The sequence below is a fragment of the Pararhodobacter zhoushanensis genome, from assembly GCF_025949695.1.
In the GTDB taxonomy this organism is placed as follows: Bacteria; Pseudomonadota; Alphaproteobacteria; order Rhodobacterales; family Rhodobacteraceae; genus Pararhodobacter; species Pararhodobacter zhoushanensis_A.
The window spans coordinates 2673036-2697091 of the sequence record NZ_JAPDFL010000001.1 but is presented as its reverse complement, the minus strand read 5'-3'; the positions used below and the strand labels follow the sequence as shown (position 1 = coordinate 2697091).

At 65.5% G+C, this 24056-nt stretch carries 32 protein-coding genes, 1 tRNA gene and 1 pseudogene; 20 read left to right on the top strand and 14 right to left on the bottom strand.

The window, feature by feature from the left end; all coding sequences use genetic code 11:
* Together rpsB and OKW52_RS13530 are read right to left on the bottom strand one after the other, a co-directional pair.
* Positions 1–768 (bottom strand): 30S ribosomal protein S2, encoded by a 768-nt coding sequence (gene rpsB, locus OKW52_RS13535; RefSeq protein WP_127109651.1) that lies wholly within the window; start codon positions 766–768, stop codon positions 1–3.
* Between the two features lie 159 nt (positions 769–927).
* Complete coding sequence (locus tag OKW52_RS13530; RefSeq protein ID WP_264506185.1) at positions 928–1698, bottom strand: GNAT family N-acetyltransferase; 771 nt, start codon at positions 1696–1698, stop codon at positions 928–930.
* Positions 1699–1743: 45 nt separating this feature from the next.
* Here OKW52_RS13530 and msrB point away from each other — a divergent pair, with 45 nt between their 5' ends.
* The gene (msrB, locus tag OKW52_RS13525) at positions 1744–2139 is read left to right on the top strand and encodes a peptide-methionine (R)-S-oxide reductase MsrB (RefSeq protein ID WP_127109647.1); all 396 of its coding nucleotides are present in this window, start codon (positions 1744–1746) and stop codon (positions 2137–2139) included.
* 2 nt (positions 2140–2141) lie between these two features.
* On the opposite strand, the gene OKW52_RS13520 is transcribed toward msrB, so the two are convergent.
* Positions 2142–2609 (bottom strand): outer membrane protein assembly factor BamE, encoded by a 468-nt coding sequence (locus OKW52_RS13520; RefSeq protein WP_264506184.1) that lies wholly within the window; start codon positions 2607–2609, stop codon positions 2142–2144.
* A 212-nt stretch (positions 2610–2821) separates the two neighbouring features.
* On the opposite strand from OKW52_RS13520, the gene OKW52_RS13515 reads away from it, so the two are divergent.
* The 9 genes and pseudogenes from OKW52_RS13515 to OKW52_RS13475 all read left to right on the top strand — a co-directional run bounded on the left by OKW52_RS13515 (position 2822) and on the right by OKW52_RS13475 (position 8475).
* On the top strand, positions 2822–3388 hold the full coding sequence (locus tag OKW52_RS13515) for a YceD family protein (RefSeq protein ID WP_264506183.1): 567 nt from the start codon (positions 2822–2824) through the stop codon (positions 3386–3388).
* A gap of 161 nt (positions 3389–3549) precedes the next feature.
* Positions 3550–3753, top strand: coding sequence for a 50S ribosomal protein L32 (gene rpmF, locus OKW52_RS13510; RefSeq protein WP_127109644.1), 204 nt, complete (start codon positions 3550–3552; stop codon positions 3751–3753).
* Positions 3754–3776: 23 nt separating this feature from the next.
* On the top strand, positions 3777–4892 hold the full coding sequence (gene plsX, locus OKW52_RS13505) for a phosphate acyltransferase PlsX (protein ID WP_264507705.1): 1116 nt from the start codon (positions 3777–3779) through the stop codon (positions 4890–4892).
* The gene (locus OKW52_RS13500; protein ID WP_264506182.1) at positions 4889–5875 is read left to right on the top strand and encodes a beta-ketoacyl-ACP synthase III; all 987 of its coding nucleotides are present in this window, start codon (positions 4889–4891) and stop codon (positions 5873–5875) included. Before plsX ends, OKW52_RS13500 begins: the two co-directional genes overlap by 4 nt.
* Before the next feature lie 119 nt (positions 5876–5994).
* The gene (gene ihfA / locus OKW52_RS13495; RefSeq protein ID WP_127109640.1) at positions 5995–6306 is read left to right on the top strand and encodes an integration host factor subunit alpha; all 312 of its coding nucleotides are present in this window, start codon (positions 5995–5997) and stop codon (positions 6304–6306) included.
* 3 nt (positions 6307–6309) lie between these two features.
* Entirely contained in the window at positions 6310–6753 is a 444-nt protein-coding gene (locus OKW52_RS13490; RefSeq protein ID WP_264506181.1) for a MerR family transcriptional regulator, read from the top strand.
* Between the two features lie 19 nt (positions 6754–6772).
* A complete protein-coding gene (locus tag OKW52_RS13485; RefSeq protein WP_264506180.1) occupies positions 6773–7174 on the top strand; it encodes a hypothetical protein in 402 nt (133 codons plus the stop codon).
* Positions 7175–7259: 85 nt separating this feature from the next.
* A tRNA-Pro gene (locus OKW52_RS13480) sits at positions 7260–7337 on the top strand.
* 69 nt (positions 7338–7406) lie between these two features.
* A pseudogene (locus tag OKW52_RS13475) lies at positions 7407–8475 on the top strand (2'-deoxycytidine 5'-triphosphate deaminase).
* Between the two features lie 103 nt (positions 8476–8578).
* Here the strand turns inward: OKW52_RS13475 and OKW52_RS13470 are convergent.
* On the bottom strand, positions 8579–9514 hold the full coding sequence (locus OKW52_RS13470) for an SLAC1 family transporter (RefSeq protein WP_264506179.1): 936 nt from the start codon (positions 9512–9514) through the stop codon (positions 8579–8581).
* Between the two features lie 204 nt (positions 9515–9718).
* On the opposite strand from OKW52_RS13470, the gene OKW52_RS13465 reads away from it, so the two are divergent.
* Both OKW52_RS13465 and OKW52_RS13460 read left to right on the top strand, forming a co-directional pair.
* Complete coding sequence (locus OKW52_RS13465) at positions 9719–10693, top strand: glucokinase (RefSeq protein ID WP_264506178.1); 975 nt, start codon at positions 9719–9721, stop codon at positions 10691–10693.
* Between the two features lie 37 nt (positions 10694–10730).
* Positions 10731–11417 carry a M48 family metallopeptidase gene (locus tag OKW52_RS13460; protein ID WP_264506177.1) on the top strand — a complete coding sequence of 229 codons (687 nt, stop codon included), beginning with the start codon at positions 10731–10733 and terminating at the stop codon, positions 11415–11417.
* Positions 11418–11420: 3 nt separating this feature from the next.
* Here OKW52_RS13460 and OKW52_RS13455 read toward each other — a convergent pair whose 3' ends face one another.
* The 6 genes from OKW52_RS13455 to OKW52_RS13430 form a co-directional block, all read right to left on the bottom strand.
* Positions 11421–11855 (bottom strand): VOC family protein, encoded by a 435-nt coding sequence (locus OKW52_RS13455; RefSeq protein ID WP_264506176.1) that lies wholly within the window; start codon positions 11853–11855, stop codon positions 11421–11423.
* A 147-nt stretch (positions 11856–12002) separates the two neighbouring features.
* Positions 12003–12551: a VOC family protein gene (locus OKW52_RS13450; RefSeq protein ID WP_264507704.1), complete on the bottom strand. Its 549-nt coding sequence runs from the start codon at positions 12549–12551 to the stop codon at positions 12003–12005.
* Between the two features lie 146 nt (positions 12552–12697).
* Complete coding sequence (locus tag OKW52_RS13445) at positions 12698–13132, bottom strand: hypothetical protein (protein ID WP_264506175.1); 435 nt, start codon at positions 13130–13132, stop codon at positions 12698–12700.
* 50 nt (positions 13133–13182) lie between these two features.
* Positions 13183–13584: a hypothetical protein gene (locus tag OKW52_RS13440; protein ID WP_264506174.1), complete on the bottom strand. Its 402-nt coding sequence runs from the start codon at positions 13582–13584 to the stop codon at positions 13183–13185.
* A gap of 168 nt (positions 13585–13752) precedes the next feature.
* Positions 13753–14151, bottom strand: coding sequence for a curli-like amyloid fiber formation chaperone CsgH (csgH, locus tag OKW52_RS13435; RefSeq protein WP_264506173.1), 399 nt, complete (start codon positions 14149–14151; stop codon positions 13753–13755).
* Positions 14152–14210: 59 nt separating this feature from the next.
* The gene (locus OKW52_RS13430; protein ID WP_264506172.1) at positions 14211–14645 is read right to left on the bottom strand and encodes a hypothetical protein; all 435 of its coding nucleotides are present in this window, start codon (positions 14643–14645) and stop codon (positions 14211–14213) included.
* 548 nt (positions 14646–15193) lie between these two features.
* Between OKW52_RS13430 and OKW52_RS13425 the strand changes: the two genes are divergently transcribed.
* From OKW52_RS13425 to OKW52_RS13415, 3 genes are all read left to right on the top strand, one after another.
* A complete protein-coding gene (locus OKW52_RS13425) occupies positions 15194–15991 on the top strand; it encodes a phytanoyl-CoA dioxygenase family protein (protein WP_264506171.1) in 798 nt (265 codons plus the stop codon).
* On the top strand, positions 15988–16206 hold the full coding sequence (locus OKW52_RS13420; protein ID WP_264506170.1) for a ribbon-helix-helix domain-containing protein: 219 nt from the start codon (positions 15988–15990) through the stop codon (positions 16204–16206). Before OKW52_RS13425 ends, OKW52_RS13420 begins: the two co-directional genes overlap by 4 nt.
* Positions 16207–16278: 72 nt before the next feature.
* Positions 16279–16767: a hypothetical protein gene (locus tag OKW52_RS13415; protein ID WP_264506169.1), complete on the top strand. Its 489-nt coding sequence runs from the start codon at positions 16279–16281 to the stop codon at positions 16765–16767.
* Positions 16768–16772: 5 nt separating this feature from the next.
* On the opposite strand, the gene OKW52_RS13410 is transcribed toward OKW52_RS13415, so the two are convergent.
* Genes OKW52_RS13410 through OKW52_RS13400 form a run of 3 tightly spaced genes read right to left on the bottom strand, consistent with a single transcriptional unit; the run spans position 16773 to position 18848 of the window.
* Complete coding sequence (locus tag OKW52_RS13410; protein WP_264506168.1) at positions 16773–17291, bottom strand: gamma carbonic anhydrase family protein; 519 nt, start codon at positions 17289–17291, stop codon at positions 16773–16775.
* Entirely contained in the window at positions 17288–17941 is a 654-nt protein-coding gene (gene gmk / locus OKW52_RS13405) for a guanylate kinase (RefSeq protein ID WP_264506167.1), read from the bottom strand. Before gmk ends, OKW52_RS13410 begins: the two co-directional genes overlap by 4 nt.
* Positions 17942–17945: 4 nt before the next feature.
* Positions 17946–18848, bottom strand: coding sequence for a YicC/YloC family endoribonuclease (locus OKW52_RS13400; RefSeq protein WP_264506166.1), 903 nt, complete (start codon positions 18846–18848; stop codon positions 17946–17948).
* Positions 18849–19132: 284 nt separating this feature from the next.
* Here OKW52_RS13400 and OKW52_RS13395 point away from each other — a divergent pair, with 284 nt between their 5' ends.
* Positions 19133–19627 carry a PAS domain-containing protein gene (locus OKW52_RS13395; RefSeq protein WP_264506165.1) on the top strand — a complete coding sequence of 165 codons (495 nt, stop codon included), beginning with the start codon at positions 19133–19135 and terminating at the stop codon, positions 19625–19627.
* Positions 19628–19765: 138 nt separating this feature from the next.
* On the opposite strand, the gene OKW52_RS13390 is transcribed toward OKW52_RS13395, so the two are convergent.
* The gene (locus tag OKW52_RS13390; protein ID WP_264506164.1) at positions 19766–21136 is read right to left on the bottom strand and encodes a class II 3-deoxy-7-phosphoheptulonate synthase; all 1371 of its coding nucleotides are present in this window, start codon (positions 21134–21136) and stop codon (positions 19766–19768) included.
* Positions 21137–21354: 218 nt separating this feature from the next.
* Here OKW52_RS13390 and OKW52_RS13385 point away from each other — a divergent pair, with 218 nt between their 5' ends.
* The 4 genes from OKW52_RS13385 to OKW52_RS13370 all read left to right on the top strand — a co-directional run bounded on the left by OKW52_RS13385 (position 21355) and on the right by OKW52_RS13370 (position 23944).
* Positions 21355–22485 (top strand): GlxA family transcriptional regulator, encoded by a 1131-nt coding sequence (locus tag OKW52_RS13385; protein WP_264506163.1) that lies wholly within the window; start codon positions 21355–21357, stop codon positions 22483–22485.
* Positions 22486–22647: 162 nt separating this feature from the next.
* Positions 22648–23013: a hypothetical protein gene (locus OKW52_RS13380; RefSeq protein ID WP_264506162.1), complete on the top strand. Its 366-nt coding sequence runs from the start codon at positions 22648–22650 to the stop codon at positions 23011–23013.
* Positions 23010–23375, top strand: coding sequence for a hypothetical protein (locus tag OKW52_RS13375; protein ID WP_264506161.1), 366 nt, complete (start codon positions 23010–23012; stop codon positions 23373–23375). Before OKW52_RS13380 ends, OKW52_RS13375 begins: the two co-directional genes overlap by 4 nt.
* Positions 23372–23944 (top strand): nucleotidyltransferase family protein, encoded by a 573-nt coding sequence (locus tag OKW52_RS13370; RefSeq protein ID WP_264506160.1) that lies wholly within the window; start codon positions 23372–23374, stop codon positions 23942–23944. The genes OKW52_RS13375 and OKW52_RS13370 overlap by 4 nt, the downstream gene beginning before the upstream one ends.
* Positions 23945–24056: the final 112 nt, after the last annotated feature.

The window sequence follows — 24056 nt, the reverse complement described above, 5'->3', positions numbered from 1 at the left end:
TCAGGCCTCGGCGTTCTCGGCGATCGTTTCCTCGGCAGGAGCTTCTTCCAGCTCGCCAAGGTCGACACCAGCGGCACCCAGTTGCGCCGACATGCCGTCGAGAGCCGCACGGGCGACCAGATCACAGTAGAGAGCGATGGCGCGCGCTGCGTCGTCGTTGCCGGGGATGACGTAATCAACGCCATCGGGCGAGCAGTTGGTGTCGACAACGGCGACAACCGGGATACCCAGTTTGCGGGCTTCCAGGATGGCCAGGTCTTCTTTGTTCACGTCGATCACGAACAGCAGGTCCGGCAGACCGCCCATTTCGCGGATCCCACCGAGCGAGGCTTGCAGTTTGGTCTGCTCGCGCTCCATCTGCAGGCGCTCTTTTTTGGTCAGGCCGGCAGCGCCGCGCTCCATGACTTCATCGATCTGCTTGAGGCGCTGGATCGACTGGGAAACGGTTTTCCAGTTGGTCAGCGTGCCACCCAGCCAGCGGTGGTTCATGTAGTACTGAGCGCATTTTTCAGCGGCTTCAGCGACCTGCTTGGAAGCCTGACGCTTGGTGCCGACGAACAGCACGCGGCCGCCCTTGGCGACGGTCTCGCGGATGACCTTGAGCGCCTGGTCCAGCATCGGGACGGTTTGCGTCAGATCGACGATGTGAATGCCGTTGCGGTCGCCATAGATATACGGCCCCATGCGCGGGTTCCAGCGCTGGGTTTGGTGACCATAGTGAACGCCAGCTTCAAGCAGCTGACGCATGGAGAAATCGGGAAGCGCCATATCGTTTTCCTTTTCCGGTTTGCGCCTAGGGTGGGACATTCAGGGCATGCGCCCAACCGGTGGACCGTCACGGGATGTCTCCCCGCAAAGGCCCTGCCCCACCTGTGAAGTGCGCGCCCATTACCGCGTCCCGGCGCATGGCGCAAGAGGAATGAGACGTCAGGGTAACGCGGTTCCTGCCATCTGGGCCAGCGCCCGCTTGCGGCCTTCGGGCAGGCGGTCGATCTCGACGCAGGTAAAGACATGACAGGTTCCCAGATCACGGTCGATGACCGCGTGATCCGACACCCAGCCGCCCAACGCCAGATATGCGCGCAGCAACGGCGGCAACAGGGCCGCCGCACCCGGCTCGGCCGGGGTGGTTGCCGCTTCAAAGCCGCGCAGTTCCGGTGCGATTCGCCCCGGGCGCGTGTCCGCAGGCCCAAGATTGCGCGACGCCAGCAACGCCCATGCCGGATCCAGCGTCGCTGCCTCGGTGGTATGAAATGACGTGCAACCGACCAGCCGCGCCGCCCCCGTCTGCAACGCCAGCCGCGCCACCCCGGCCCAGAGCAGGCGCAGCAGATCGGCGTCCCCTGCCCCCGGCTCGGTGCACAGCCGCCCCAGTTCCAGCGATTCGCCGCCCTTTGCCGCCAGCGCGTGTAGGTCATAGTGTTGTGCGACATACCCGCTCAGAAGCGCGCCTGCGTCGCCATGCCGACGCAGGCGCAACGTTGCGCGCGGCGCGCCACCGGGCGCACCTACCCACAGATGCAGGCTGTCCGCGTCATAGCTGTCGACGTCCTGCGCCCCGCGCCGGAACGCCCGCGCGCGCAGGTCCAGCAGCGCGGGCATGTCCTGTGCGTCCGCCAGCCGGACCTGCAAAGCGCCCGCCGAGATCGGTGCACCGAACACCATCGAGTGTTCAGGGCGGTGCTGGGGGCTGGACATGGGGCGGCAAGCTCCTAACTTTGGGACGATCAGCAGAGGTACACGATGACCGACAAGGTAACCAAATCAGACGCCGAATGGCAGGCCCAGCTTTCGCCCCTGGCCTACAAGGTCACGCGCAAGCACGGGACCGAGCGCGCCTTCACCCACGAAGACTTTCCCAAGGAACCGGGTCTGTTCACCTGTGTGTGCTGCGGGGCGCCGTTGTTCGACACCGCGAAGAAATTTGATTCGGGTTCGGGTTGGCCCAGTTTCTGGGCCCCGGCCGACGATGCCGAGGTCGAAACGCACGAGGATCGCAGCTTCTTCATGCGCCGCACCGAGGTGCATTGCGCGCGCTGCGAGGCGCATCTGGGGCATGTGTTCCCCGATGGCCCGCAACCCACGGGTCTGCGCTACTGCATCAACGGCGTGGCGCTCGACTTCAAACCGGAAGAATGATCTCAGCCGCCGAGCGAGGCGGCCGAGAACTGACCCAGCACGCGGAACACCTGGCTGAGAACGCCGGGCCGCGGGCCGGAATCGGTGACGCGACGCGACAGGCTGATGACTTCGCCGTCTTCCAGACCGAAACGCTCGATATTGCTGACCCGATCACGCAGATCGAAGCTGATCGCCACGACCTGGCGGTCAGTTTCCTCGGGCGCACGCCAGCCGCGACGACGCCAGTCGGACTGCACGTAGAACCAGCCAGACCCTTCCATCACGCCGCCCATGCCGGGCTGACCGACCTTTTGCGCAACGGTTTCGCGGGTATCCTGACCAATGGTGACTTCGGCCAGATCGGTGTCGGTCGGTGCGTAGCCATGATATTCCATCATCGGCGAGCACGCCGCGACGAACACAGCCATCACCGGCACCAAAGCCCAACGTCCAAGGCTCTTGCCCGTCTGGTTCGCGCGATCCATCATGCCCGTCTCCTGGCTTGCATTGTGGCTGATTTGCCTGTTCGCGCCGCCAATCGGCTGGGCGGCATCACGACAAGGTCTGGAACCCTGCACCGCCTTTGGATTACTAAAAGCACGGGCGGTGTTCAAGGAAGGAACATCCGACCCCGCCATGCTCGCACGATTGTGCGGCGCGCGCGGCCAGACAGGCAGCCAGACAGGCAGGAGGCCACAGTATGACACAGAGCACACCCGAGACCGCATCCGGGCAAGGCCCGGTCCGCGAAACCGACGCGGCGGCAATGCCGTTGCGGGTAAGCGATCTTTCGGCCCGCGGCGGTCTGAGCTTTCGCCTGACCCCCACACCCGAGGTCCGCGCAGCCCTGGCGCAGGAACTGGGCATCCTCAAGATCCGCAAGCTGAGCTTTCAGGGCAGTTTGCGCGCAGATGGCCGCAATGACTGGCTGCTTGAGGGCACGCTGGGCGCCACGGTCGTGCAGGCCTGCGTCGTCTCGGCCGAGCCGGTCTCGACGCGGATCGACACCCCGGTCTCACGCCACTTCGTGCGCGACATGCCCGAACCGACCGGCGCGGAATACGAGATCCCCGAGGACGACTCGCTCGAACCGCTGGGTCCGGTGATCGACCCGGGTGCCATCATGGTTGAGGCGCTGGCCCTGGCTCTGCCCGACTATCCGCGCGCAGACGGTGCCGAAGTCCCCGACTCGGCTGTCGCTGAAATGGAAGACATCCGTCCCAATCCCTTTGCCGCACTGGCTGCGCTAAAACGGGATCCCGAATAAGCCAAATCCCCCCTTGCGCGCTGGCAAAAACCTTCTATGTTCCGCGCTTCATGCAGGGTGGGTCTTTCCCCTGCCGCTCAGGCGGTGTAAAGGCGCATCGCACAGAAGTTTCCACCTAAACGGGCCGCTTTGTCGTTCCCGCCGAAATATCAGAGGTTGACATGGCCGTTCAACAGAACCGCGTGACCCGTTCCCGTCGTAACATGCGTCGTTCGCACGATGCTCTGGTTGCCGGGAACCCGAATGAATGCCCGAGCTGCGGTGAGCTGAAGCGCCCGCACCATGTGTGCCCGTCCTGCGGCCACTACGACAGCCGCGAGGTTATCGCGCGCGCCGAGGTCGACCTGGACGACGACGCGGCCTGATTGATAAGTCCGGCGGCGCAATGATGGCTTCCGAGCAGGAACATCTGCACGCCGGGCAAAGCTCGGCAACGTCCTCTACGGACCGTCTGGTCATATCGGTTGACGCCATGGGCGGGGATCGTGGACCGGCGGCCGTGGTTGCGGGATGCGCCCTTTCGGTGCAATCCGACCCGCGTGTCGATATCATTCTGCATGGCGACAAGGCGGCTCTTGAGCCGCTCGTAGCCCGCGAGCCCGCGCTCGCGGGCCGCTTGTCCGTAGTTCATGCCGACCGCGCCGTGACCATGGATGACAAGCCCAGCCATGTCATGCGTCATGGCAAGGACACGTCGATGTGGTCCGCCATCACCGCGCTGAAATCCGGCGAGGCCTCGGCAGCTGTCAGCTGCGGCAATACCGGGGCGCTGATGGCCGTGTCGATGTTGCAGCTGCGCCGGATGGACGGGGTAAACCGCCCTGCCATCGCCTGTCTGTGGCCGGCGCGGGGTCGGCATGGGTTCAACACCATGCTCGATGTCGGCGCGGACATTAAGGCCGAGGCGGTGGACCTTCTTGCCTATGCGATCATGGGCGTGACCTATTTCCGCAATGGTTTTGGCGAACCGCGCCCGCGTGTCGGCCTGCTCAATGTGGGCACCGAAGAACACAAGGGCCGGGCCGAGATCAAAGCCGCGCATGAACTCATCGCGCGGCATCAGGAAACCGGCCGCTATGAATACGTTGGCTTCGTCGAAGGGTCCGACATTCCCTCGGACCGCGTCGACGTGATCGTCACCGACGGCTTTACCGGCAATATCGCGCTGAAAACCGGTGAAGGCACGGCCAAGCTGGTCGGCGATTTCCTGCGCGAATCGTTCAAATCCGGCCCGCTGGCCATGCTGGGTGCCCTGCTCGCCCGCGGTGCTCTCAAACGGTTGAGCACCCGCATTGATCCGCGCCGGGTCAATGGTGGTGTGTTTCTGGGGCTGAACGGCACCGTGGTCAAATCGCACGGCTCGGCGGATGCCACCGGCATCGCTGCCGCGATCGGACTGGCTGCCAAGCTGGCACAGTCCGGTTATCGGGGTCGGATGGCCGAACGGCTTGTGATTGCGGCGCAATCGTCCCAAGCTGCAGAGCCCAACGGAGACACGGCATGACACAGAAGACCGTCACGCGCGCCGTGGTGATCGGCTATGGTCACTACCTGCCCGAACGCGTGGTGCCGAATGCAGAATTTGCGGCGACGCTGGATACATCGGATGACTGGATCGTCAGCCGGTCGGGAATCGAGCGGCGTCATTTCGCGGCTGAGGGCGAGTTCACCTCGCATCTGGCGATCAACGCCGCCCGGTCCGCCCTGGCCAATGCCGGGATCGAGGCTGACGATCTGGACGCGATTCTGGTTGCGACCTCGACGCCCGATCTGACCTTCCCCTCTGTCGCCACGATGGTTCAGGCCGAAATCGGCGCGAACCGGGCGTTCGGCTTTGACGTGCAGGCCGTTTGCGCCGGTTTCGTCTTTGCGCTGGCCAATGCCAACGCGCTGATCGTCGCCGGTCAGGCCAAACGGATCATGGTGATCGGCGCAGAAACGTTCAGCCGGATCATGGACTGGACCGACCGCTCGACCTGCGTGCTGTTCGGTGACGGCGCCGGTGCGCTGATCCTTGAGGGGCAGCCGGGCACCGGCGAGACCTCGGATCGCGGTATCCTGTCGGCGGATCTGAACTCGGACGGTCGCTTCCGCGAGATGCTCTACGTCGACGGTGGCGTGTCCTCGACCGGCACCTCGGGCAAGCTGCGCATGCAGGGCAACCCGCTGTTTCGTCAAGCGGTTGAGAAACTGACGTCGACGGCGGAAACCGCGCTGGAACGCGCCGGTCTCACCTCGGCTCAGGTTGACTGGATCGTGCCGCATCAGGCCAATATCCGCATCATTCAGGGCACGGCCAAGAAAATGGGCCTGTCGATGGACAATGTCATCGTCACCGTTCAGGACCACGGCAATACCTCGGCGGCCTCGATCCCGCTGGCGCTGTCAGTCGGCGCGGATCAGGGCAAGCTCAAACAGGGTGACCTGATCGTGACCGAAGCGATTGGCGGCGGGCTGGCGTGGGGCTCGGTTGTTTTGCGCTGGTAAGCGCCTACGGGGCGACCTTCGCAGCCCATGCAAACAACGCAGCGCAAACCCCGGTGTTGACAGCAGAATTTCCTTGCCGCATCTTCTGACACACGGCGTGTGAACAGTGGGAGTTTGACATGAGCGAGAAGACTCTGACGCGGATGGATCTGAGCGAAGCCGTTTTCCGGGAGGTTGGCCTCTCGCGGAACGAATCTGCGGCGCTTGTCGAATCCGTGATTCAATACATGTCCGACGCCCTGGTTGAGGGCGAACAGGTCAAGATTTCCTCTTTCGGAACCTTCAGCGTGCGCGCCAAGTCCGAGCGACTGGGCCGCAATCCCAAGACCGGCGAAGAGGTGCCCATCAGCCCCCGTCGTGTTCTGTCGTTCCGTCCGTCGCATCTGATGAAGGAACGCGTGTCGCGCGGGAATCTGCGCAACAAGGCGTAACGCATGAAAAAGGCGCCCGAGGCCTTTCGCACCATTAGCGAAGTGGCTGAAATCCTTGAAACCCCGGCCCATGTGCTGCGGTTCTGGGAAAGCAAATTCTATCAGATCAGACCGGTCAAACGCGCCGGGGGGCGCCGGTATTACCGGCCCGATGATGTTGCGCTGATCAACGGTATCAAGGTGCTGTTGCAAGATCAGGGCATGACCATTCGCGGCGTGCAGCGTGTGCTGCAAGAGCAAGGCGTCAAGCATGTCGCCGGGCTGGGCATGCCCCTGCCGAGTCTTGCCTCGGCCCCGGAAGACGACGCCTATGACGAGTCGCTCGAGGACAGCGCGAGCGAGACGGACGACGCCGCTGTCGGCGCTCTGCCGGATGAGGAAGCCGAAGAAAATGCCGAGTCGGCGGGCAGCTGGACCGCGCCCGAACCGGCGCTCGCCCCCCGCTGACCTTGACTCAGAGCCGTCTGTGGTCTTGCCTTTTGTCGCCGCCTCACCCCCGGCTGAGCCCGCTCAGGTCGAGGAACCGGAAGTCGCGCTCCCCGAGGCACCGTGGGATGAGCCGGAAACTGCCCAAACGGCTGCCCCCGCAGCCGCCCAGCCTGAGGATGACGCGCCCGGCGTGGCTGATCCTCACCCCGAGCCCGTAGCAGCGCGTGCGCAGCAGCCTGACGTGCCTGAGGACACCGGCTCGACCGCCGAGCTTGCCGAGATCATGGAACCGTCCGAGCGCGCGCTTATCGCGCGTCGTCTGCGGTCGCTGGCGCGCAATGGTCTGGGCCCGAACCGCGACCATGCCGAGCTGCTGGCGCGTCGGATCGACGGCCTGCTGGAGCGTATGTCCGAAGCCTCGGGCGCCGGTCGCTGGTGAGTCGGAACGCCTTGGCCGACTTTCGCACCGGATGGCGCATTTTGGCGCTTGCCCCCGGCGTGAAAAGCGGTAGAAGGCACCTCGTCGGGCTGTGGCGCAGCTTGGTTAGCGCGTCCGTCTGGGGGACGGAAGGTCGTGAGTTCGAATCTCGCCAGCCCGACCACTTCATGCACGGCCCGCAGTCTTTTTGGCTGCGGGCCGTTTGCTTAACTCAGGAGGCGAGATGACCGATCTGCCCGGCGTGATCCCCTCACAGACACTGCGTTCCCTGATCGAGCAAGGCGTCATTCACGCCACGCCCGCCGTGCTGCCCGAACAGGTGCAGCCTGCCAGTCTGGACCTCAGGCTTGGTGCGACTGCCGTGCGCCTGCGCGCCTCGTTCCTGCCCGGCAAGGGCCGCAAGGTCGCGGAACGGCTGGCAGAATTCGAGATGCACCGGTTCGATCTGGGCACCGGCATGGTGCTGGAAAAGGGCTGCGTCTATGTCGTCGAACTGAGGGAGCAGCTGGCCCTGCCTGCGGGCCTGAGCGCCGTCACCAACGCCAAAAGCTCGACCGGACGGCTGGACCTGCTGGTGCGCGTGATCACCGATGAGGGCGTGGAATTCGACCGTGTGCCGCAAGGCTATACCGGCAAGCTCTATGCCGAGATCTGCCCGCGCTCGTTCTCGGTGCTGGTGCGGCCCGGCATGCGGCTGAACCAGCTGCGCCTGCGGCAAGGTCAGGCGGTGCTGTCGGACGCCGAACTGATCGCGCTGAATGCCGAGGTGCCGCTGGTTTCAGGCACGGCGGTGATTTCGCAAGGTCTGGGCTTTTCGGTCGATCTGAAGCCTGCGTCGGGCGATCTGCTGGGCTACCGCGCCAAGCCCCATGCGGGCGTGATCGATCTGGACAAGATCGGCGCCTATGATCCGGCGGATTTCTGGGAAGAGCTGCACGCCAGCAATGGCCAGCTGATCCTCGATCCGGGTGCCTTCTATATTCTGGTGAGCCGCGAGGCCGTGTGCATCCCCCGGCTATGCCGCTGAAATGGCGCCCTATCTGGCGATGGTTGGCGAGTTCCGCGTGCATTACGCCGGGTTCTTCGACCCCGGTTTCGGCCATGCGGCGGCGGGTGGTGTCGGCGCGCGCGGGGTGCTGGAGGTGCGCTGCCATGAAGCGCCTTTCGTGCTGGAGCACGGGCAGATCGTCGGGCGGCTGGTCTACGAGCGGATGGCCGAGGTGCCGGACCTGCTCTATGGCGCGGGGATTGCGTCGAACTATCAAGGCCAGGGGCTGAAGCTGGCCAAGCACTTTCGGTGAGCGGGGTGCGAGGGGCTGCTCGCCCCTCGCGCTCCCCCGCCAGAGGAGGGGGCACGCCCCCTCCTCTGGACTCCTCCCGTGGATATTTCCCGACAGAAAATGATCAGGCGGTTGCGGCGTTGGTTTTCGCGGCGAGGTCGCCTTTGGCCCAGCTCTTGAAGATGCGGAAGGCGACCCAGGGGTTGAGGGCGGTGGCGGCGAGAAGGAGCACTGCGCCGATCCACAGGCCGGGGGTGCCCAGAGCGAGGATCGCCGCGGTCGAGGTGGCGGCCAGCGGAAAGGTCAATGCACCCCACATCGGCGAGAAGCCCGAGGCCAGCAGCCAGCGGACAGAGGCGGCGAGGCTGGCCAGCAGCGCCAGAGCCAGAAGCGCGAAAGCGGCGCCGAGCAGCGGGTAGCCGAGCAGGACACTGACCGATGCAAGCAGTGCGGCGGGCGATACATGGATCGCCATCAGCGGGCGTAGCGGCGCGGGCGGAATGCGGGTGAGGAGCTGACGCAGGCTGGCAAGCCAGATCACCAGCGCAATCGGCATCGTGACCCAGAGTATCGCGTTGGAAAGCCCGGTGTAGCCCAGCGGGATCAGCGTTTGCGGCGCAAGGATGTAGCCGACATAGGTGAGGTGGAAGACAGGGTTCACGGAGCGGCCCTCTTGCGGCCCGGTGAGCAGCCTGTAGCCGATCAGCGCGCCCAAGGCTGCGAGGGCGACAAGCCCGCCCAGAGCCAACCCCAGCGCCGGTCCGGGGGCATAGGGCCGCAGCGCCGAGGCTGCCAGAACCACCGACAGCACCAGAGCGACGAGCCCGGCGCGGCCCGGCAGGACGGCGATCTCGTCGATCACAACGCCCGGGCGGCGCAGCGGTTTGGAGAGCCACGCCACCAGCGAAAACAGCGTCAGCAGCAGCACCGCGCCCAAGACAGCCTCGCCTACCGGCTGCAGCGGCATCAGCCCCGGCTGCAGCGCAATCACCCGCCAGGCCAGACCCAGCCCGAGAAGCCCCATCAGGGGGGAAAGATCGCAGGCGGCGTGCGACGCCAAAGCCCGGGGGTCTTTTGCACCAACGGCGGTGGCGGCGGAAAGTGGCGCGGTTTGTCGGACATCATCGGCCTCCTGCGGCGGTAATGCACTGAACGCCCGCAGCCATCCCGGCGCAAGAGGACAGGGAGTCGCGCTGGGGTGTTGAAAGGGCGTGGAGCCGCGCCGCACTTGTCGCTATGAAGGTGAGGTAAGCACGAGAGCCCTATGCCCGACAGACCGCTCAAATCCTGGCCCTATACCCCTGCCCCCGATCTGGTGGCCGATATCGGCGGCACCAACACCCGCGTCGCGCTGGCCGATGGCGGCGTGCCACGGCAGGGTTCGATCCGCAAGTTTCCCAACAAGGGACGCGGCTCGCTGACCGAAATCTTGCAGCAATACCTGCGTGAGACGGCGACCACCGACTGCGCGGGTGTCTGCGTCGCCGTCGCCGGGCCGGTCCGTGACGGCGTGGCGCAGATGACCAATCTGGACTGGACGATCACCGCCGAGGATCTGGCCGACGTGGGCGGCACCCACCGGGTGGCGATCCTGAACGATCTTCAGGCGCAGGGCTATGCGCTCAGATCGCTGGACCCGCGCCATGTGCGTCAGCTCTTGCCGACCGGCCCGGCCATTGACGGTGGCACGCAACTGGTTGTGGGGGCCGGAACCGGGTTCAACGCGGCACCGGTCTACCATTTCAGCAGCGGGACGCAGGTGGCGGCCTCGGAATGCGGGCATATCCACCTGCCCCGCCACGGCGAGCGCGAAGAGGCGCTGGCGCGGCATCTGGCCGCGCTGCACGGTATCGCCACGGTCGAGGAAGTGCTCTGCGGGCGCGGGCTGGAAGCGCTGCACCGCTGGGTGAGCGGGCAGGACCTGTCCGGCGCGCACCTGACTGCCGCGATCGCCGCCGGCGATCCGCGGGCGCGCGAAACCGGCGCGCTCTACGCGTCGATCATGGGCCGGACGCTGGCAACGCTGGCGCTGGTGCATCTGCCGTTCGGCGGCATCTTCCTGATCGGCAGCGTGGCGCGCGCCATGTCGCCGCATCTGGCCGATCTGGGCATGGGCGCGGCCTATTCCGAGATGGGGCGCTTTTCATCGCTGGTGCAATCCTTCCCGGTCGCAATGGTCGAGGATGACTATGCCGCCCTGCTCGGCTGTGCCTCGCATCTGGCGGGACTGACCGCCTGACCTTGTCACGCGCGGCGCGGACGTCCATATCTCAGGGATGCTGCGCCTCGCCCCCCTTCTGCTCGCCCTCGCTTACGGTCTGGTCTACTGGCATTTCTCTGCCTGGCGGACGGCGCGTGAGCTGGACAGCAACTCGACCCCGCTGGCCGACGCGGGGTTGAAAACGCTGACGGACCGCATGGCGCGGGCCTTGGGGCTGCAAAAGATCAGCGTGTATGTCTATGAAATTCCTACGATCAACGGCCTTGCCGCCCCCGATGGCCGGATCTTTCTGACCCGCGGGTTTCTGGACCGCTACCGCGCCGGAGAGGTCAGCGCCGAAGAACTGGCCTCGGTCATCGCCCATGAGTTGGGCCATGTGGCGCTGGGGCATACACGGCGGCGGATGATCGACTTTTCCGGCCAGAACGCGGTGCGCGTGGCGCTGGCGGCTGTTCTGGGTCGGCTCTTGCCGGGGGTCGGCATCTGGATCGCCAACGCGCTGGTGTCGATGCTCGCCGCAGGGCTCAGCCGCAAGGACGAATACGAGGCCGACGAATACGCCGCCGCCCTGCTGACCAAGGCCGGGATCGGCACCGAACCGCAAAAGGCGCTGCTGTCGCGGCTCGAGGGGCTGGCCGGCATGCGCGGTGCGCCGCCGGTCTGGCTTGCCTCGCACCCCAAGACGGTCGATCGGGTACGGGCGATCGAGGTGCTGGAAGAGCGGTGGCGTGTGGCTGACTAAGGGTCAGTCAGGCTGTTCCAACTCGATCACATTGCCCTCGGGGTCGCGCACATAGACGATCAGGAACGGGGCCGCAGCGCTGCCGAAATTGGTAATCTCGCCCTGCGTCTGCCCGCCCGCCGCAAGAATCGCGGCCATCGTCGCCTCAAGATCCTCGACCACAAAGGACAGATGGCCATAGCCGGGCGAGTTGACTGCAGGGGCAACACCATGCTGAGTCTCGCTGTATTCCAGGATCTCCAGAAATACCCCTGCTGCCCCCGGCAGGCCCAGCCAGAGCGAGTCGATTGCGGTTCCCGGCAACCCGTTCCCGCGCCAGACCACCGCGCCTCTCAGACGCCGCCGCGCCCGCAGTTCGGTGCAGCCGAAAACCCGGCGATAGAATGCGGCGAGGGCGTCAGCATCGCGCGCCGTCAGGCTGATGTGAGAAAGTCTCATGCCTGCCCCTTTGCGCTGACTCTGCTACGGCCGCTGCGCGCTTAAAAGAAGGGGAGCAAGCGCATGGCTTACTCCCCTTTTGAGCCGAGACAATTAGGTGCTGAAATCACCGGAAGACTGCACGCCCTGTGCGACAGGCGCGTGACGTCAGACTGATTCTTTGCCCAATTCCTTGGCGTGCATCCAGGCCGCGTGCTGCGGCGCGCGTTTGGTGCGCGACCATTCTTCCAGCATCTCCCATTTCACCGCATCCAGCCGCGCCAGCATCGCCTCTTCCTCAGGATCGGGGCAAGCCAGTTCGACCCGGTGGCCGTTGGGATCGAAGAAATAGATCGAATGGAAAATGGCGTGGTCGGTCACGCCCAGCACCGCGACGCCCTGCGCTTCGAGATGCGCCTTGAACGCCACCAACGTATCACGGTCTTTCACCTTGAACGCGATGTGCTGCACCCAGGCGGGTGTGTTGGGATCGCGGCCCATCTCGGGCTTGGTCGGCAGCTCGAAGAACGCCAGAATATTGCCCATCCCGGCATCGAGGAAGATATGCATGTAGGGATCGGGTTCGTGGGTTGAGGGCACCTGATCCTCGGCAATCGCCAGCACGAAATCCATGTTCAGCATTTGGGTGTACCAGGTCACTGTCTCTTTCGCATCGCGGCAACGATAGGCGACGTGGTGCATCTGGTCGATCTTCAGGACGGGTGCGGTCATCGGGGCTCCTCCATTTCATTGCACTTGCAACGTTATGGCCATCAACCACGAATCAGGCCCGCCTGTCAATATCATTGCTATTGCAATGAAAACGAGGCCCCGAGGGGCCCCGCTTTCAACTCAGTCTGCGGTCAGCGCGACAGACGCCGCGTGAGCGTACTCATCAAGCTGTTGGCGCGGTCGTCGTGCGTATCCGCTTGCATCAAGGCCGAACCACGATGCGCCACAAGGGGTTCAACATCGGCATGATGCGTCGGCGCGTCGCGGTGATAGCCCCCGAACAACGGGCTGAGGAAGGCAAAGAAGCCCGAGAACAGACCTTCGCGTCGCGTCACGATGACGGGCTCGGTGCTGCTGATGATCGTCACGTTGCCACCAGTGGCCGAGCGATGGCGCAGGGTATGACGCATCGTGGCGCGGGCGCTGCCCAGCCCGTCACTTTCCATCGCGGTCATGGCAAGCGGGGTGGTGTTTGAGGTGGTGATGATCGTGGTGGCGCTGGCCATCGAGCCGGTCAGGGCCACGGCAATCAGGGCGAGGGTCGAGAGGGAAGCAATGCGGGGCATGGGATAAGTCCTTTCATGGGGTGAAAAATTGATCGTCTGACGTTTGGCCTTCACCAGCCGAATTGCAGGGTGAGGCCGGTTTGTCCGCCGTTCTGGGCGACGGCGGCGTTGGTGTTCTGGCCGAACTGGAAGAGGCCATAGGCGTTGTTGCCGCCCTGTTGCGCGATCGTGCCGGTGTGGCCCGCGCCTTCCTGATGGATGATCGCCTGATCGGTGGAGCCCTGGGCGATACCGGCGGCGTTGTTGACGCCGTGCTGGGTGACATGGCCGTTGGCGCGGACGTCGCGGTGCAAGGCATAGGCGGCGAGGCCGAGGCGCAAGAGGTTGGCTTCCTGCTGGTTCGAGGGGGCGACGTTGATCGAGAGCGAGCCTGCGGCCTCGGCCGGGGTGGCGAGCGGCAGCGCGGTGGCGAGGGCGGCGGCGAGGGCGAGTTTGGGGAGGAAAGCGGTCATGGCGGGGTTCCTTGGCAGAGGAGGGGTGAAAAAGGGGGGCGAGGAAAGTCTGAGGCGTGAAAAGCGGTCGATGAAACGTCAGGGGTCGTCAAAATCCGGTGGCCGGGCGCGAACCAAAGGGTCCGGGGGTCGCCCGGCCACCGGGGTCGTGTCAGAGGTGGGGCCGCGTCAGAGACTGGGATCGGCGCAGGTGAGCCGGCGGCCGTTGACGCGGATTTCGAGATCGACGCTGTGGCTGGCGGGGGAGCCGGTCAACTCGGTCTCGCCCAGCGGGGTGCGAACATGGGCCGGGGCGGTGAAATCGCCCGACTGGCGGATGGTGGCGCGGCCGCCGGATGAGCGGCTGGTGATCGCCATCTCGTAGGTGCCGCTGATCGGGGTCGGCGAGAGCACGGTGCCGCCGATCTGGGTGCCGCCGGGCAAGGCGCTGAGCGCGATCTCGCAGCGCAGCGGGCCATTGGCGGTGTCAGCGGTGGCCGAAGCCGAGGAACAGGCGGCGGCAAAGCCGGCGAGGCTCAGGCCCAGGAAAATGGCGGGGCCACGGTGGTTGGTGCTGAAAGGGCGCATGGGAAACTCCTGTGGCGAAAAGGCGGGATGCGGGGGCGCGTTGCCCCCCGCGAGAGAGGTCAGTACTGAACGATGGCGGCGACGTTGTTCGAGCCGTGCTGCTGCACCGAGGTCGAATGGCCGTTGCCGATCTGCACGACGGCGGCGACGTTGCGGTTGCCGTACTGGCCGACGGTGGCGTCGTTGTTGTTGCCCATCTGGCTGACGCCGGCGACGTTGCGGCGGCCATACTGGTCGGTGTCGACCGAGTTGTAATAGCCGGTCTGGCCGACAGCGGCCTCGTTGCGGCGACCGTCCTGGGTGTTGATCGACAGGTTGGCGCCGCCGTTCTGGATCACGGTCAGGCGCTGGCCACGGCCACCCTGGCCGCCACCGATCTGGTTGTTCCAGCCGTATTGCTCGACATGGACGCGGCTGCCGGTGGCAAGGGCGGGGGCTGCGGTGGCGGCGATGACGGCGATCAGGGCGACGGTTTTAAAGGTCTTGGCGAACATGATGGGGGTCTCCGGTAATGGGTGGCGCTGCGGCCGGTTGAATGGGTGTGGTGTGGTCGTTCGTCTGAGTGGTCCCGGGGGGCGCTGGCCGCTGTGGGCCGGTGGTGCGCTTCCGATGAACCCAACATGGGGCGGATCGGGGCGGTCAGACAAAATCACCGGGCTGAGGGGCGATAACCGGGGGGTGTTATCGGATAACAGCGGGGGTCTTTGCGGTTAGCGCACTGGAAACGTGTGATTCTTCAGGCGGAGGCTTTGAGCGCGCTTTGACGCCCGTCGCGCAAGAATCGGTTGCCCCCGGCCGCCGAGCGCCGGAAATCTCGCCAGATCACCCGCCAGAAACGGCGGTGGTTATCGGATGTCAGGGCGACATGGCGACGGCCACCGCCCGCATCCCAGCTCTGCGCAGAGGTGAGTCGGCGCACCCGCCGCCGGTGCGCTGAAGCGCACCCTACCCCAGCGCAGAACCCGCGCGCAGGTCGCAGGCGATTGACTTCTCCTCGCCCCTTCGCTCAGTCTGCCCTCACCCAACGCTCAGGAGCCGCGCCATGTCCCACCCGCTTGTCACCGACGCCGATGTCGAGGCCTACCAGCGCGACGGCGCGGTCGTTATTCGTGGGCTCTGGGCCGACTGGGTCGAACCCCTGCGCGCCGGGATCGCGCGCAACATGGACGAGCCGGGCCCCTATGCCGCCGAGAACCTCAAGCCCGGCGAAGGCGGGCGGTTTTTTGACGACTACTGCAACTGGGAACGTATCCCGGAATTCGCCGACGCGATCCGCCACTCGCCGGTCGCCGCGGTCGCCGCGCAGCTGATGCGCTCGCAATCGGTGCAGATGTTTCATGACCATGTGCTGGTCAAGGAACCGGGCACCTCGAAACCGACGCCGTGGCATCAGGATGGGCCTTACTACTTTGTTGAGGGTCAGCAGACCGTCAGCTTCTGGTCGCCGCTCGACCCGGTGACCGATGCCACGCTGCGCTGCGTTGCCGGCTCGCATCTGTGGCCGAAGCCTGTGCTGCCGACGCGCTGGCTGGCCGAGACCAGCTTCTACCCGGACGAAGACGCCTATATGCCGGTTCCCGACCCCGATGCCGAGGGCATGACGGTGCTGGAATGGGCGCTGGAGCCGGGGGATGCCGTGGCGTTCAACTTTCTGACCCTTCACGGCTCACGCGGGAACACCACCCAGAACCGCCGCCGGGCGTTTTCGCTGCGGCTGGTGGGCGACGATGCGCGCTATGTCGAGCGCCCGGGCCGAACCTCGCCGCCCTACCCCGGCCATGACATGCAGCCGGGCCAGCGGCTGCGCGAGGACTGGTTCCCGATGCTGCGCGGCGCATGAGCCGCCCGCAAAAGCACTCGCTGACCTTGCACGGACACCGGACCTCGGTCTCGCTGGAGCCCGAGTTCTGGGACGCGTTCCGCGCGCTGGCCCGCAGGCGGGACAAGGGCTTCAACGAACTCGCCGCCGAGATCGACGACGCGCGCGGCGATACCGGTCTGGCCACGGCGATCCGGCTGGCGGTGCTGCGCGATCTGCAGGCGCGAAACGGCTGAGCGGATCGGCCCGTTTGAACGCTGCAGGCAAGTGGCACGACCCATGGGCATCATTCCAAAAGGAGCTGCCCCATGTCTCTGTTCTCGACCCTGCCCCGATGCGTTGCCCTTGCGCTGTTCATGCTGCCGGGCCTGACGCCCGCCGCCTTGGCCCAAAACCGCAGTGGCGGCAGCGGCCCGGGAGAAGCCGCCGCGCTCGACAATTGCGGCACCGGCGCGATCACCTGCTACGCCACACAGGATGCCAATTGTCGCTCATCGGGCGGGTTTATCCGCCTGCGCATGACCTCGGCCGATGCGGTGACGCTGGAATGCACCAGTGATCGGAACGATCTGAACCGGGTCTTTGCCCAGGAGCGCGCGCAGACCACGACCTGCACCTCGGGTCATCTGTGCATCCGCCGCGGCACCCGCACGGGGGACGCAACCAACATCTACCGCCAGATGGTCGGCGCCATGAACAGCTGCTTGCAGTCGCAGGGCTATCTCGAGGTGCACGCCATCCTGTCCGACGGGCCGAACACCTCGACGCTCTATGCAGGCTGCGTGCGCCGCGCCTGAGGCGGTTACAGGGCCTTGAGCCCGTCGCGATACCGGCGTGCGTTCTCTTGATAATGCACGCCGGACATCTGCAACCGCTGGATCGCCGCGGCATCCAGTTCGCGCACGACCTTGCCCGGCGAGCCCATCACCAGACTGCCATCGGGGATCACTTTGCCCTCGGTGATCAGCGCGCCCGCGCCGATCAGACAGTTCTTGCCGATCTTCGCGCCGTTCAGGATCGTCGCGCCCATGCCGATCAGGGAATAATCGCCAATCGTGCAGCCGTGCAGGATCACGTTATGCCCGATGGTGCAGCCGCGCCCGATGCTCAGCGGATAGCCCATGTCGGTGTGCAGCGTGCAGCCCTCCTGCACGTTCGAGCCCTCACCAATCTCGATACACTCGTTATCCCCGCGCAGCGTGGCGGTGAACCAGACCGACGCGCCTGCAAGCAACCGGACCTTGCCGATGACATTGGCATCCGGGGCCACCCAGGCCTGTGCATCAATCTCAGGGGTCAGGTCGCCCAGGGCATAGATCATTGGCGGTCTCCAAAGCTGCGGGTTTCGAATTCGCGGTTCAGGCCCCGCACGAAGTCGCTCAGACCGGGCTGTCGGTCGCGGCGCATGCGCTCGGCCTGCAGGATGGTTTGCACCTCGGCCTCGGCCTGTTCGACATCGTGGTTCACCACGACGTAATCGTATTCCGCCCAATGGCTGATCTCGTCACGACTTTTCGCCATACGGCCCGCGATCACATCGTCGCTGTCCTGCGCCCGGCTGCGCAACCGCGATTCCAGATCGGCGATCGAGGGCGGCAGGATGAAAATCGACACCACATCCTTGCCCAGCGACGAGTTGCGCACCTGCTGGCCGCCCTGCCAGTCGATGTCAAACAGCGTATCACGCCCGTCTTTCATCGCCGCCTCGACCGGGCCTTTGGGGGTGCCGTAATAGTTGCCGAAGACCTCGGCATGTTCCAGCATTTCGCCGCCATCGACCATGGCGGTGAATTCAGGTTTTGAGCGGAAATAGTACTCGACCCCGTCGGTCTCGCCGGGGCGCGGCGCGCGGGTGGTGGCGCTGACCGAGAAGCTCAGCGTCGGATCCCACTGCATCAGCCGCCGTGCCAGCGTCGATTTGCCCGCACCCGAGGGTGAGGACAGGATAATCAAGAGACCACGCCGCGCCATGCGCCTACTCCACGTTCTGAACCTGCTCGCGCATCTGGTCGATGACGGTCTTGAGGTCAAGCCCGATCCGGGTCAGCTCGGCGCTTTGTGCCTTGGAACACAAGGTGTTGGCCTCGCGGTTGAATTCCTGCATCAGGAAATCCAGCTTGCGGCCCACCGGCTGATCCGAGGCCAGCAGCGTCTTTGCGGCCTCGACATGGGCGGCCAGCCGGTCCAGTTCTTCGGTGACGTCGGTCTTGACAGCGATCAGCGCCAGTTCCTGCTCCAGACGGCCCGGCTCCAGCGTGGGGGCTGCTTCGGTCAGGCGGGCGAGCGCCGCTTTCAGCCCGCATACCTGATCGGGGCGGCGCGCCTCGACGGCTGCGCGGGCTTGATCGGTGAGATCGGCGATCGCCGCAACCTGTCCGCCAAGGATCGCCGCCAGCGCCGCGCCCTCTGCGGCGCGCGCCGCCTCAAACGCGTCGATCAACGGCCCGGCGCGTTCCACCAGCGCCGCGACCAACGGCGCGGCGTCAACCTGTTCGGGCCCGCTATCCATCACGCCTTTGATCGCCAGCAGATCCGCCGCCGTCATCGGCGCCAGCCCCAGCCCTTGCCGCTCGGCCTGTGTTTCGGCCGCGATCACCAGCGCGACAGCCGCATCCAGCGCGGCGGCATTGACGCGCATCGACGCGCCTGAGTCGCTCCGGGTCAGCTTCAATGTGACACTCACATTGCCCCTGTTCAGCCGGTCCCCCAGCCGTTTTCGCAGCGCAGCCTCCAGCCCATCCAGCCAGTCGGGTACCCGAAACCGTAGATCCAGCCCGCGCCCGTTGACGCTGCGCAGATCCCATTGGCAGGCGTAAACACCCGTTTCGGTTGCGATATCGCCCGTTTGGGCGGCAAAGCCCGTCATCGACTTAACCATTTTCCTAAAATTCGTCCTGTTTTGAAGAGAATGAGGCTACATTAAGGCATCAGTAAGACTTCTCAATCAAAGGTTAACACCTGCGGTTCCCGAAACAACGGCGCACTGCCCCTGCCCGTCCGGCCCCGTGTTGCCTGCAGCCCCGGAGACACCATGTCTGACGCCGTGTCCGATACCACCCCCGCAGCGCGGCAGGATCCTGCGCCTGCCCTTTGCCACCCGCGAAACCGCGCCGGACTTTCCCACCGTTCGTGCCGTGCAAACCCATTGGGAATCGCTGCGCGATGGCCGCATCGCCCCCCCGGTCCGAGATCGACCCCCGCCCGCTGGCGCATTGCCTCGATGTGATGTTCATAGCCGAGCTGGTCGCGCCGCGTGTTGCCCGGCTGCGTCTTGCCGGCCAGCAGCTCAACGACCTTCTGGGCATGGAACCCCGCGGGATGCCGCTCAGCGTCTTCTTCGCGGCGACCGCCCGCGATGAGCTGGCCGAAGCGCTCTTGCAGGTCGGCCAGGGCGCCCGCGCGCTGTTGCCCCTGCGCGCCGATGCCAGACTGGCGCAGCCAGCACTCGACGGGATGCTGGCGCTGCTGCCCTTGACCGACACCGAAAACCGCATCACCCGGATCCTCGGCGTGCTCGAAACCCGCGGCCCCACCGGGCGCGCCCCGCGCCGCTTCCGCCTGATCGCGCCGATGCGCACCCAGCGCGACATCCCACCCGCCCGTTTGCCCGTCGGTCAGAAACCCAGCCTGATGGTCATCAACGGCGGCAAGGCCTGACGGAAAAGGGCGGCGCGCCCAACCGCCCGCCGCCCCAACTTTATGCCTGAAATATCCCGGGGGAGCGCGGCACGCGCGTGGGGGCAGCGCCCCCGATGCGCGCCGAGGGGCTCGATGCCCCCTCGGCGCGCGCCCTGTTCACACCGCTTTGCGCGCCAGATCCTTGCGGCGCTGCGACAGCTCTTCGGCCACCAGAAACGCCAGCTCCAGCGATTGCGACGCGTTCAGACGCGGATCGCAGGCCGTGTGATAGCGGCTCGACAGATCCTCGTCCGATACCGCCCGCAGGCCGCCGGTGCATTCGGTCACGTCCTTGCCGGTCATCTCGAAATGCACACCGCCCGGGATCGTCCCTTCGGCGCTGTGCACCGCGAAGAACTCGCGCACTTCCTGCAACACGCTGTCGAAAGGCCGGGTCTTGTAGCCCGACGGCGACTTGATCGTGTTGCCGTGCATCGGATCGCAGGTCCAGAGCACATTCGCGCCCTCGTCCTTGACCGCCTTGATCAGGCGCGGCAGATGCTCGCCCGCCTTGCCCGCGCCAAAGCGCGCGATCAGCGTCAACCGGCCCGGCTCGTTCTCCGGGTTCAGCTTGGCCATCAGCACTTTAAGGTCGTCAGCCGACAGCGAGGGCCCACATTTCAGCCCGACCGGGTTCTGCACACCGCGCGCGAAATCGACATGCGCACCGTCCGGCTGCCGCGTGCGGTCGCCGATCCAGATCATGTGCCCCGAGCCCGCCACCGGCAGCCCGGTGGTCGAATCGATGCGGCACAGCGCCTCTTCGTATTCCAGCAGCAAGGCCTCGTGCGAGGTGTAGAAATCCACCGTGCTCATCGCCGCCGTGGTGTCCGAGGTAATCCCCGCCGCCGTCATGAAGTCCAGCGAATCCGAAATCCGGTCCCCCAGCGCCTTGTAGCGCTCGGCATCCTCACCGCGGGTGAAGCCCAGCGTCCAGGCGTGGACGCGGTGGATATCGGCGAAACCACCTTTGGAAAACGCGCGCAGCAGGTTGAGCGAGGCCGCGGCCTGCGTATAGGCCTGCAGCATCCGCGAGGGATCGGGCAGACGCGCTTCGGGCGTGAAATCGAAGCCGTTGATGATGTCGCCCCGGTAGCTGGGCAGCTCGATGCCGCCGACACTCTCCATCGGGGCCGAGCGCGGCTTGGCGAACTGACCGGCCATGCGGCCAACCTTGATCACCGGCACCTTGGCGCCGTACGTCAGCACCATCGCCATTTGCAGCATCACCTTGAAGGTGTCGCGGATCGCATCGGCGCTGAATTCGGCAAAGCTCTCGGCGCAATCGCCCCCCTGCAGCAAAAAGGCCCGCCCCTGCGCGGCTTCACCAAGCTGGCGCTTCAAAGCGCGCGCTTCCCCGGCAAAGACCAGCGGCGGAAAATTGGCCAGTTGCGCCTCGGCCGCGTTCAGGGCGGTCGTGTCGGGATAATCGGGCATCTGGATGCGCTCTTTGGCGCGCCAGGCCGACTTGCTCCAGGCTTCTGTCATCGTATCCTCCGTCGATGCACCGCTGGTAACGATCACAGGGGAAAAGACCCCCTGTCAGCGGTATCAGCGCTCTTACACTGCGTCTAAACGCGATGCAAATACGCAGAAGGCCGCGCGTGCTGTTTCGTGGGTTCTTGCGGTGGTTTCGCTTTCCTGATTGGATTGCGACGGCCATGTGTCGCATCCCGACCGTGGCGCCTCTTCACCGGAAAGCCTGAATGAGCGACTTTTCCCCTTCGCGCCCCCCGTCTGCACCGGCCGTAAAGCCGGGCCTTCGCACCGGGCGCTCCCCTGCCACCGTCACCGCCCCCGCCGCCGCCCGCGCGCAACCCGCGCCACTGCGCCAGCGCCAGTTCGTCTTCGTGCTGCTCAACCAGTTCACGTTGCTGTCGTTTTCGGCCGCAATCGAGCCGTTGCGCATTGCCAACCGGATGAGCGGCCAAACCCTCTATCGCTGGACAATTGTCAGCGAGACGGGCCGCGATATTGCCTGCTCCAACGGCACCGTCCTGCGGGTTGAAGGGCCTTTACCCGACATGGGCCGCGACGATGTGGTGATCGTCTGCGGCGGCGTCGATATCCGCGCCAACACCACACAGCCGCTGGTCAACTGGCTGCGCAAGGTGGCGCGCAAAGGCTCGGTGATTGGCGGGCTGTGTACCGGCGCGCACACACTGGCCGAGGCCGGGCTGCTGGAAAACCGCCGCGCAACGATCCATTGGGAGAACCGCGATGGTTTTCTTGAAGAATTCACCGACACCGACCTGACCAAATCGGTCTTTGTCATCGACGGCAATCGCCTGACGGCGGCGGGCGGCACGGCATCCATCGACCTTGTGCTGACGATGATTGCCGATGATCACGGCAAGGATCTGGCCAATGCCGTCGCCGATCAGCTGATCTACACCTCGATCCGCACCGACCGCGATATTCAGCGCCTGTCGATCCCCACACGGATCGGCGTGCGCCACCCGCGCCTGAGCCGGGTGATCGAACGGATGGAACAGTCGATCGAGGAACCGGTGTCGCCCGCCGATCTGGCCGAAGAAGTGGGCATGTCCACCCGCCAGCTCGAACGGCTGTTCCGGCGCTATCTCAACCGCTCGCCCAAGCGCTACTATATGGAACTGCGTCTCGCCCGCGCGCGCAACCTGTTGATGCAGACCGAGTTGAGCGTGATCAACGTGGCGCTGGCCTGCGGTTTCGCCTCACCCTCGCATTTTTCCAAATGCTACCGTGCGCAATATGGCACCACACCTTACCGCGAGCGCGGCACGCATGGCCTCGACGACGAGGCCGATGGCGAACCGGGGCTCGAGGATGACCTGGATCTCGACGATCTGGAATGACTGACTGACCTGACCGGCCCCTCGGCAGACGATCGCGGGGGCCGGTTACCGGGCAAGACCCCCGTATACGATTTCTTTGCTGTTTGCGATCATCCTCACCCCGTCCGAAGCCCGTGGCAACCGCGTGTTGCCCGGCCAAGGCTGTTGTCACAGGAGAGATCCATGCACCGCACCGCCGCCCTTCTCGCCGCCCTTCTCGTCTGTGCCGCCCCCGCCTCGGCGATTGACGGGCCCGTGCATTTCACCTGCGACCTTTCCCAATCGTGCCGGGTTGGTGAGGCGTGCCTTTACGCCGACACCAGCTTCACCATGGTGCTTGAGGAAGAGGATCGGCTGTCGATCATCCTCGACGGCGCTCCATCGCAGGCCCGCTACGACACCGGCCTGCGGACCGCTGCCTTTCGCGCCAATGACACGGTGTATCAACTGCGCTTTACCGGCGCGGACACGGGTGTTGTCTTTGCCACCCAAGACGGTCAGAGTTTCGAGCAGAGCCAGGTGTTCTGGTTAACCTGCGAGTCCACATGAAATTCCTGCTTGCCGCTGCCCTTTTGCCCTTTGCCCTGCCCGCTCTCGCGGACGCAGGCCCGCTGACCTATGACTGCGCCTTCACCACGGAATGCAGCACCTCGGACGCAGCCTGCACCCAGACGCCGCTCAACTTCGCCCTGGTCGTCGACGGCGACAGCGCCCGCTATGAGGGCGACACCTACAGCGCGCCGATGGCGGTTCATCAGACCGATGACGGCGTGCTCGTCGCCTATGATCGCGCGCAATCGACACTGACCACCATCGGGACGGATGGCACGACGGTGCATTCCTCCAACCTGATTCTGGTTGGACACGTCAACCGCGCCGCGCAATGGTCCGGCACCTGCACGGTGCGATGAAACTGGTCCTGCTGGCGGCAGGTGCGTCCCGCCGAATGCGCGGCGTGGACAAGCTGCTGCAAGAGGTCGACGGCCTGCCCCTGCTGCGCCGTCAGGCACTGGCGCTGCTGGCAACCGGGGCGGGACCGGTCGGTGTAACGCTGCCGTGTGAGGGCACAGCCCGGCAGACGGCGCTTGACGGTCTCTCCGTCACGCTCATCCCGGTGCCCGACGCGGCGCAAGGCATGAGCGCCAGCTTGCGCGCCGCTGCTGACTGGGCACAGGATCAACCGCTGCTGGTCTGCCCCGCCGACATGCCCGAGCTCACAGCGATGGATTTCGCGCATCTCATCGCAGCTTTTGAAGGCACGCGACCGGCCCGGGCCACCGCACAAGACGGCACGCCCGGCCACCCGGTGCTCTTTCCCGCCAGCCTGCTCGCGCTGCTGACCAACCTCACCGGCGACGAAGGCGCGCGATCCGTCCTGCAGGCTCATCCGCCGCAGATGGTCGCGCTTGCCGCGCAACACGCCACAACGGATCTTGACACCCCTGAGGACTGGAGCGACTGGCGCGCAAAACGCCCCTGAGCCTTCACGTTGCGCCAAATACGCACACCCGACGGCTTGGGGTAAAACCCGGCTGCAGACTGGGGCATGCCAAGGGGGTCCGGGGGACGCAGGCTGCGTCCCCCGGGCGGGT